General features: G+C 59.7%; 8 protein-coding genes. 5 read left to right on the top strand and 3 right to left on the bottom strand.

The annotated features are described in order from the left end of the window. Positions 1-494 precede the first annotated feature (494 nt). Positions 495-1,847, top strand: a complete 1,353-nt coding sequence (locus E3O47_RS03490; RefSeq protein ID WP_233191446.1) for a M1 family metallopeptidase — start codon at positions 495-497, stop codon at positions 1,845-1,847. Positions 1,848-2,170: 323 nt separating this feature from the next. On the opposite strand, the gene E3O47_RS03495 is transcribed toward E3O47_RS03490, so the two are convergent. Further along, a complete protein-coding gene (locus E3O47_RS03495; RefSeq protein ID WP_104101671.1) occupies positions 2,171-2,626 on the bottom strand; it encodes an SRPBCC family protein in 456 nt (151 codons plus the stop codon). A gap of 1,223 nt (positions 2,627-3,849) precedes the next feature. Between E3O47_RS03495 and E3O47_RS03500 the strand changes: the two genes are divergently transcribed. Next, complete coding sequence (locus E3O47_RS03500) at positions 3,850-4,491, top strand: DNA-3-methyladenine glycosylase (RefSeq protein WP_134341943.1); 642 nt, start codon at positions 3,850-3,852, stop codon at positions 4,489-4,491. A 40-nt stretch (positions 4,492-4,531) separates the two neighbouring features. Here the strand turns inward: E3O47_RS03500 and E3O47_RS03505 are convergent, their stop codons facing one another. Next, positions 4,532-4,831 (bottom strand): DUF2945 domain-containing protein, encoded by a 300-nt coding sequence (locus tag E3O47_RS03505; protein WP_347232578.1) that lies wholly within the window; start codon positions 4,829-4,831, stop codon positions 4,532-4,534. Next, entirely contained in the window at positions 4,828-5,361 is a 534-nt protein-coding gene (locus E3O47_RS03510; RefSeq protein ID WP_134416658.1) for a DUF488 domain-containing protein, read from the bottom strand. Before E3O47_RS03510 ends, E3O47_RS03505 begins: the two co-directional genes overlap by 4 nt. Before the next feature lie 325 nt (positions 5,362-5,686). On the opposite strand from E3O47_RS03510, the gene E3O47_RS03515 reads away from it, so the two are divergent. From E3O47_RS03515 to E3O47_RS16290, 3 genes are all read left to right on the top strand, one after another. Continuing rightward, complete coding sequence (locus E3O47_RS03515) at positions 5,687-6,337, top strand: dienelactone hydrolase family protein (protein ID WP_277870363.1); 651 nt, start codon at positions 5,687-5,689, stop codon at positions 6,335-6,337. A gap of 85 nt (positions 6,338-6,422) precedes the next feature. Continuing rightward, complete coding sequence (locus E3O47_RS03520; RefSeq protein WP_134419509.1) at positions 6,423-6,869, top strand: hypothetical protein; 447 nt, start codon at positions 6,423-6,425, stop codon at positions 6,867-6,869. A gap of 272 nt (positions 6,870-7,141) precedes the next feature. Then, the gene (locus E3O47_RS16290) at positions 7,142-7,408 is read left to right on the top strand and encodes a hypothetical protein (protein WP_206750121.1); all 267 of its coding nucleotides are present in this window, start codon (positions 7,142-7,144) and stop codon (positions 7,406-7,408) included. The last annotated feature ends 163 nt before the right edge of the window (positions 7,409-7,571 follow it).

Raw genomic sequence — 7,571 nt, forward strand, 5'->3', positions numbered from 1 at the left:
GCCGACTCAAGTCGCATACTCACCGACGTAGGCAACCAACGCGAAGAGCCCGCGTCACAGTCCCACGGACATCCACTCGCGGGAGCAACGACGCCGGGTGCACTGTGCTTGCTGCGCCAATTCCATGAGCGCGGTTGATGTTGCCGGAGATGGGCACTAAATTGTGGATTCCCTGAATTTAACCGTCGTCTTCACGCTTTTCTCCAGTCCAGCCAGTCCATATTCGACCTCACTGCCAACAAAGGGGATGTCCCTTGGATTCATTGAGAAGGCTCACAACCGTCGCACTCGCGGGGTTATCCGTGTTCGCTTTGGCCGCCTGCGGAACCGGAACAGCAGTAACCCCCAACGCGTCCGACGCCAGGGCGAGGTTAGCTCCAGCGGTCGCAATCGTGCCGACAACGGTCGCGTCTGGCGCATTCAGTGAGACGGCGCAGGTCTCCCTTGGGAAGGACGGGGCGCGCTCTACGGCCGGCGCGGCCGGAAGCGGTGACGTGTACTTCCCCAACGCCGGCAACGGCGGGTACGACGTCCAGCACTACGACCTTGCCCTTCGCTACACGCCGCCGACGGAACCCACGGTCCTCACAGGCCGCCTCAGCGGCGTCGCGACCATCACACTCCGCGCGAAGCAGGATCTGCAGTCGCTTAACTTCGACTTACGCGGCCTCGACGTTTCGTCGGTCCGGGTGGACGGCAAGGCGGCGGCACACGGGAAAGCGCAAGGCAAAGACAGCGCCGAGTGGTCACAGAAGCAGGACAATGCAAACCGATACTGGGAACTCACCGTTGAGCTGCGGCCGAAGCTCGAAGCAGGACAGACGACGACCATTGTCATTGAATATGGCGGGATCACCGGGCGGCCACTAGACACCACCGGGGCCCTTTACGGGTGGGTCACCACTGCTGATGGCGCGATGGTGGTCAACGAGCCCGATGGAGCGGCGACCTGGTACCCCGTGAACGACGACCCGGAAGACAAGGCAACTTACAGGTTCCGCATCACGGTGCCGGCCGGTAAGACAGCTGTGGCAAACGGGCTGCCCGCCGGGGCGCCCAAGACAAAGGCCGGCTGGACAACATGGACGTGGCGGGCATCCGACCCGATGTCCAGCTACCTGTCGACGGCGAGCGTAGGCGACTACGCCTTGTCCCGCGACGTGAGTCCGGACGGTCTGCCGATCATCAATGCGATCGACGATGGAGTGACGGGCGCGCCTCTTGCAGAAACAGCGGCGGCACTCGCGCTGCAGCCCCAGATGATCACCTTTCTGGAGGCCCAATTCGGGCGATACCCGTTCGAGTCGTTCGGCGCCATTGTCGACGACGACTCGGTCGACTACGCCCTAGAGACTCAGACCCGCCCGGTGTACTCCGAGGTCGCGGACGAAAACACAGTGGTGCACGAACTGGGGCACCAGTGGTTCGGCAACTCTGTGACCCCGGCTGATTGGAAGGACATCTGGCTGAACGAAGGCTGGGCGACCTATATCGAGTGGCTCTGGGCAGAACATCAGGGCACCGCATCAATTTCCAATCAGTTCGCCGACACGGTGGCATACCTGGACGCAAACGACGGCTGGGCACTCAACATCGCAGACCCGGGTCGCGACAGCCTCTTTGCGAATCCGGTCTATCTGCGAGGCGCGGCTACCCTGTACGCATTGCGCGCGAAGATCGGTGACGACGCGTTCTTCGCCGGCGCCCGCTTGTGGCTGACTGAGTACGACGACTCGAATGCGACCACTGCGGACTTCGAAGCCGTAATGGAAGAGAGCTCAGGCCAGCAACTCCAGACTTTCTTCGACGACTGGTTGCGCGAAGGCGACCGCCCGGCAATGCCCTAGCCATCAGCGCAGTCCCTGGCAAGGAGAACCCGAAGGTTCACGGCTCGATGTGCCCCGAGCAATCGAGCCCGACTGACTTCATGCGCCCGGACAAAGTGAAACACACAGCGTTCGAGACCATCCGACACAGGTGAACACAGAAAAACAGCCGGAGCTACGGCGCTGAAGAAGAACTCGCAGCCACACGAAACCGCAAGATCCACTCAAACCAGAAATCGTTCCTGAGAAGCCCCAGGTGCGATTTCTTTATATTTGCCTTCACTGATCCGGTTGACCGACGACTCTATCCAGTAGCGCTTGCCGAGGTTGGTCTTCCGGCAGCGTCAGGCCTTCACATCTCCGCGCCATCCGCCGTCGGAGGTTCCCTTCGCCTCGATGAACTCCTTAAAGTTCCTGAGGTCTTTTTTAATGGCGTGATCGTCGATACCGAGAGCGGCCCCAGCCTTCTCAAGCAGCCCTGTCGCCTCCCAATCAAGCTGTACCGTCACCCGTGTCTCGTTCGCGGCCAACTTATGGAACGTGACAACTCCCGCGTGGTCAACCTGGCCGCCGGTGCTGTTCCAGGCAACACGCTCGTCAGGGTGCTGCTCAGTTATCCGAGCCTCAAACTCGCGCTCCACGCCACCGACTTTAACCTTCCACTCGGTGAGAGTGTCGGTCACCTGCGTGACGGATTCAACAAAACTGAGAAACTTTGGAAACTCCTCGAATTTTGTCCACTGGTTATACGCGACGGTAACGGGAACGTTGACGTCGACAGTCTCGATGGCGTTGGGCATGATGACCTCCTAATGCGAATTCGACGGATGAAATAGTTTCTGCAATCCCATTCACAGTACCGAAGGCTAATCCAAGGTCAACCCGGGTAAGGAAAAACTCGCGGGAACGAGAAGGTTCCTGTGCGTGGAACCTCAGCAGCGTGAACAGGCGATGGGACGGGCTGAACGACGGGCGAGGGAGACTCTTCAGAATCTCTCTCGGTCCAAGGGCGAAGGGCGACCAAAATGCACTTCAGATCGATGACGATCGCGGCCGTGGGGCTAAGCGACGCCGCCCCGGCACCCAACTCTTGCATGCAGTGCAGAATCGCCTCGACTGCCGCTACGGCGGCATCAAGGGGTGCGCTATCACGCGGGCCATCGTCCGGGGCACGCAAGGTTTCTGCGACTGCGTGCAGGGCATCGCTGAGAACCGGAGGCAGTTCGGGCGGCAGCTCAAGGGGAATCGGTTTACCCCAGATCATGCCCGCAAAAACCTCGGACAGGTTGCGCACGTGAAAGGTGACGTTCTCCAGGGCCGCGAGGCCCTCCTAGTCAACAACAAGATTTCTGCGGTTGAAACGAGCGCGAGGGTTACCCTTACGACTCTCATCGGCGCGTTGCACAGCCGATTTGACGTCTCGTGCCGCGTCCGTGAGTGCGCTGCCCCTGGTCGCCCGGAGTTGACGCTCGGGAGGCCAACTCCCAACCAAGGCCACGCCGATATCGCTGAGGTGCGTGGCGAGGGTGCCTCAAAAACTGCTCAACCGCTCGACCTCCGCCCACAGTAAGCCATCGCATGCCTCCGATAAGGGGGCCGAGGCCGATGACCAGCCAGATCGTCTAAACGCTGGGCTCGCTCAGGATGAGCACGGCCCCGGCGAGGGCGATTCCGAAGGCCAGCCCAGCGAGGGTTTGTAAAGCGCTGCGGAGCGAACGCATGAGGATTGAGTGCATGCTCAGAAGTGCGCCCAGCGGCGCGTAGTACCGCAATTCCTGAGCGTTTCCAGGGAGGAAAGGGAACGGTATCCAGGCAATCGCCACAGCAACAGAGATCCCGGTGATCTGGAGGAATCGCGGAGGTTGGAGACGACGACGAACCGACGTCACCGTCTCATGCCGCTGCATCTCTTGCGCTGCTCATTCAAAAAATTATTTCGCGTGACGTTGAGACCAGATCAACTTCTGAGATGCTCTGAACGCTCGTTCGCGCGTTGCTCGCCAGGAATGCATACGATAACCAAGTGACTTTGCCGAACGGATTTCATCTAGCGAACCGAGAGTTCTTTGCCCGCGAGGTGCTCAATGTCGCACCCGAAATTCTCGGCTGCATCCTTCAACGCACCGATGACGACGGCATTGTGACCATTCGAATTACCGAGGTCGAGGCGTACGCGGGTGAACGCGACCCCGGCGCACACGCCTATCGGGGCCAGACGAATCGGAACAAGACAATGTTCGGTCCCGCCGGGCACCTCTACTGCTACTTCACCTATGGAATGCACCACTCGCTGAACCTCGTCGCCGGACAACCAGGACAGCCATACGGTTGTCTCATCAGGGCGGGAGACGTGATGGGAGGTGCCGCCATTGCCCGCAGCCGTCGAGAAAGCAAACCACGAAAAGTTCCTCTTCCCAGTAGCAGTTTGGCGCGGGGCCCTGGCTGCGTTGCCCAAACCTTCGGGGCAACCCTGGCAAACGACGGTGACGATCTTTTTGGCGGACAGTGGAAGTTTTTCGTTCCGGATGATGGCCTGGTGTTACCCCACCGAACCGGACCACGCGTTGGCGTCAGCGGACCCGGCGGCAATGCGATGAATTTCCCCTGGCGATACTGGTTAGCTGATGCGGCATCCGTCTCAACCTACAAACCAGGCCGCCCGTAACCGTGGCTCGCCGTTTGTCTGCATTGGTGGCCGCGGGTGGTTATATTTTCGTCAGGGCCTCGCCCTTGTGCATCGCCACGTGGTCGGTCGTGTCACTCGTGATCTCGTACTGCGGATCATCGGGACTGCAGCGGTGAGTGTGCCCTTTGTATTCCACGTCTATCGTATGAATTTTCGCGATGGTGCCGTGTACATGGCCGGCCTCGGAGTTCCAGCGCACGTGATCGCCGACTGAGTATTTTTTTGTCATTGGTATGCCTTCCACTGCCATAATCTTGCTGGATCTTTCGAGCGTATTCGCTGCACCATCTTGCTTCGAATTGGCACCCTCGGGTTTCACTCTTCCGGTGGATACCAGAGGCGGTTACCATCGACTTTCGCGAAGCTGGTGAGGGTGTGGGGCTTGGTCGAGGTCAGGCTCATGATGTCGGCAACCTGCAGACCGCGAGCCAGCAACGCGTCTCCGATCAGTGATCGGTGACAACGCCAGGGCACGGCCTCGGCACACATGATCGCCACCGTCTGCTTCTTCGTCAGCGCCACCAACTCGTCAACGCCGGCAACGAACTCGGGCGTTTGCATGTAGTCGGCATAGTTGCGAAAGCTTCTGTTACGCCACGCTCCGTTGATAGATGCTTCTGCCGCCGGAGTATGCCGTAACCCGCCTAGCTCGGGAAGTCGCTGATAGTCAATACCTGCCTCCGGCATGCTTGTGTCGAGTTCGTGTTCCCCAAATTGTGGGTTGTGACGAGACCCGGGAACGGTGCGAACGTCGATGAGTCGTTCGACACCATTTGCTTTCAACATTCCAACGAACTCATCAACGGGATGAGTGGAATGCCCGATCGTGTACACACAGATTCCGGCCATGTTCCCATTGAACCGCAGTACTGAAGCCCGCATCAGAAATGTCAGATTTATGCGCCCGACACTCGGCTCCGCGATAAAGGGCGCAGCCTCGTATGGTGGCATCGCTCTGTTGCCGTCCTGAAGCCATCGGTAACCTGATCAGTGACGAAGCTTCTTCGTTCCAGCCCGCCGGTTCACGCGGAAAAGGCGAGGATACCTCCGGTGAAGCCGCTGTCACTGGATTCCTGAACGAACGGAAGAAAGCATGCAATCTATCCCGGCCCGTTCCGACCATTCGCATGCGAATAAAACTGCAGGGGCTGGTGGTGTCCCATTGACAGTGTCAATGCCGGTGGGCGTAGCCCGGGCTGGAGTCATTGTGCTCCACGAGGTCTGGGGCCTCTCCGCACCGGTCACCGCTCTCGTCGTCCGCCTAGCCGGCTGCGGCTATATCACCGCCGCGCCGCACCTCTACCACCGCATCGCAGACCCCGTCGTCACCAATGGGAAATTCACACAAGCCCGCCGTCACCACGACACCCTCACGAGGGAAGGGCTCACATTTGACATCGAGAGCGCCTTGTCCTGGGTCCGTGCCCAAGGAGCACAGAAAGTAGCGGTAATAGGATTCTCCCTGGGAGGCACCCTCGCATTGTGGGCGGCAGCAACACTGCACATCGATGCCGCAGTCACCTTCTACGGTGCCGGCCTGGATTCGCCACGCTGGCCTGGCATCCTCAGCGGAATCGATGCCGTACGCGTGCTCAAGGCTCCCTGGTTGGGAATATATGCCGGCACAGACGCCAGCACCCCGGCCCGTGACCTCCAACAGGTGCGCGAAATCCTCACCCATAACACCACGCAATCCGCGGTGGTTGTTTACCCCAGAGTCCGTCACGGCTTCGCCCTGGACCCGGACCTTCCACGCCACGCCGCAGACGAGACGACAGACGCATTCGAGCGAACATCCCTCTTCCTAAAAACCCATCTACGCTAAACCACCCAGCCAGTCCCGTAAATGGTGTCGCTCGTCGGTCACCCGGCGCATCACACCTAGCGCCATACGCGATGCACGTGGCCCAATGAGGACGGAATGGCCCATCATCGATACAGCAACAAACCGGGAGCGCATCAAGAGCCGCACCGCGTTCCAACTCCACGTCAAGGAGAAGCCCGATGCAAATGGCCGCGTCGTGCTGCGCTGCCCCGCACTGGCCGCCAGCCCGACCGTGACCTGCCCCTTACGAGAACTGCTCAAGACCGTGACGGACAAGATCCGCCCCGCGGTCGACGTAGAAGATCTGCCCGACTTCGCGGACAAGATCTGCAGCCAGCATTCCGTGTCCTTTGACATTGCCAACAACCGGCGCAACGCGGAGGCGTTCGAATACGGCACGAAGGAATGGGATGAATTCCACGACCATGCTCGCAACTCCATCGAGTCCCTGAACGACCAGATCAAAAGCAACGGGCCTGAGGACATCGAGTCCGCCAGGCGCCGCCAGGTGCGCGGATTCGGCGCCGCGTGAAATATAGTCGCCATCCTGCTGACGAACTTCAACCTCCGCAAAATCGCCGCTTTCATCAGCGACAAAATTAGGGACGACGCAAAAAACACGTTCACGGAGAACCCGTCGTCCGCCCGATTCGCCGCCGCGACCGCGAATGGCACAACCCCTACACCGACACCTACCCGGCCGGCGTCATGCGGCCCGACAAGGTCAAACACCTCGCATCGGACGAAACCGGCGGACCACCGCTACGGACCTAACAGTCCCGCTCAGGACCAGATACCGCTCAGATGGCAAAAACACTTAGCATTCGAGACAATCCGGCGCGCGCGCAAACGCTTAAAAAGCTGCAGGACAGCCGATGGCACGACGACAACTCAAGCATCGCGACCGAAATCGGACGCGAGAACCCCTTCAACCAGAAATCGTTCCCGAGAGGCCTCAGGAGCGATTTCTTTTTGTTTCGACCGGACCATTTCGTGAAGAGTTTCGCGAACGGCCCTTTGGTCGGGCTGACAGGATTTGAACCTGCGACCCTTTTATGGTTCAGGCCTTAACTTCGATTTCGCCAAATGTCTTGGAAAACTCGCGGATTCCCTTGTTTTTACAGGTGGCGAGTAGCGCTTGGTGGTAGCGGTAGTCCGGCGAGTTGGTAGCACGTTTCCGGGTACATGGTAGCGCTGGCGGTCACGGGACTGCTCTGCTGTGAGAAGACAACGC

The sequence above is a fragment of the Cryobacterium sp. TMT2-17-1 genome (genome assembly GCF_004402765.1).
Classification (GTDB): domain Bacteria; phylum Actinomycetota; class Actinomycetes; order Actinomycetales; family Microbacteriaceae; genus Cryobacterium; species Cryobacterium sandaracinum.